General features: G+C 47.3%; 2 protein-coding genes. One reads left to right on the top strand and one right to left on the bottom strand.

The annotated features are described in order from the left end of the window. Positions 1 to 17: 17 nt before the first annotated feature. Complete coding sequence (gene plsY, locus R8N49_RS24810; protein WP_020840066.1) at positions 18 to 629, top strand: glycerol-3-phosphate 1-O-acyltransferase PlsY; 612 nt, start codon at positions 18 to 20, stop codon at positions 627 to 629. A 21-nt stretch (positions 630 to 650) separates the two neighbouring features. On the opposite strand, the gene R8N49_RS24805 is transcribed toward plsY, so the two are convergent. Beyond that, on the bottom strand, positions 651 to 1,248 hold a 598-nt coding region (locus R8N49_RS24805), incomplete at its 5' end, for an alpha/beta fold hydrolase (RefSeq protein ID WP_318190176.1).

Here is a 1,248-nt window from a genome sequence, read left to right as displayed (position 1 = left end):
ATCCATCAAGGACTTCTATGGACGCACTGGCACTGATAATGACAATGGCCGCCTACTTACTGGGTTCTGTTTCCAGTGCGGTGTTGATTTGTCGCCTGTTAAAACTGCCAGACCCTCGTAACGTTGGCTCAAACAATCCAGGCGCGACCAATGTATTGCGCATTGGCGGAAAAGGCGCGGCCATATCGGTGTTGTTGTGCGATATGCTTAAAGGGACGATTCCAGTTTGGGGGGGGTACTTTCTTGGTATCGATCCTATCATTCTTGGCGTTATTGCTATCGCGGCGTGCCTTGGTCACATGTACCCAATTTTCTTCCACTTTAAAGGGGGTAAAGGCGTCGCTACCGCGCTTGGTGCCATTGCTCCAATTGGCTTAGACCTCACAGGCCTAGTTATGCTGACTTGGCTCTCGGTTGCAGCTTTGTTTCGCTACTCTTCCCTTGCCGCACTCGTCACTGTGTTAGTCACACCGTTTTATACTTGGATGTTCAAACCGCAATACACCCTGCCCGTTGCCATGTTGTGTTGTCTAATCGTATTTAAACATCATCAAAACATTCGTCGTTTACTTTCGGGTGAAGAGCCTAAAATTGGTGAAAAGAAACTGACAGAAAAAAACTCGGCATAACGCCGAGTTTTTAAATGCATTTTAAGCGTGAACTTTGTTTAGGAAGCTCAACAGCATCTGATTCACAAACTCGGGCTGTTCAAGCGAACTGATATGACCCGCTTCAGGAATCTCCACCAACTCACTGCCCGTAATGCAGTCATTCATTAGGTAAGATTCAAATACCGGACGCGGCTTATCTTCTCGACCAACTGCGATCAATGTTGGCAGTGCGAATTTTTCTGCATCTTCAATCACATCACGTCGCCCAAACACCATGCGACCGATACGAGCAACTTCTACAGCTCGCTCACCTGTTAGCGATTCAAGGCTTTGTTTAAATGAAGCGACCAATTCTGGGTGAACTTGATCCGCGTTATTCGCAAAGAACAGTGGTGCAACGGCTTCGATAATAGGCCCAGGAACACCTTGAACTTGGCTGATGGTATCTAGCATCGCAAAGTATTTTTTATGCGTCACTTCTGGTTCCCAACCAATAAAGGTATCCATCAACACCAATGACTTCACTCGTTGTGGGGCTTGAGCGGTCAGTTCCGCGCCCCACATGCCGCCAACAGATAAGCCAACAATGGAAAATTTGTCGATTTCCAAATGATCCATTAGCGCCAGCATGTGTTGG

The sequence above is a fragment of the Vibrio sp. 1978 genome (genome assembly GCF_033344345.1).
This window is presented reverse-complemented; position numbering and strand designations above follow the sequence as displayed.

What these genes read in the sequence shown, in the direction of transcription:
- plsY (WP_020840066.1), top strand. Translation starts at nt 18, where the DNA reads ATGGACGCACTGGCACTGATAATGACAATGGCCGCCTACTTACTGGGT.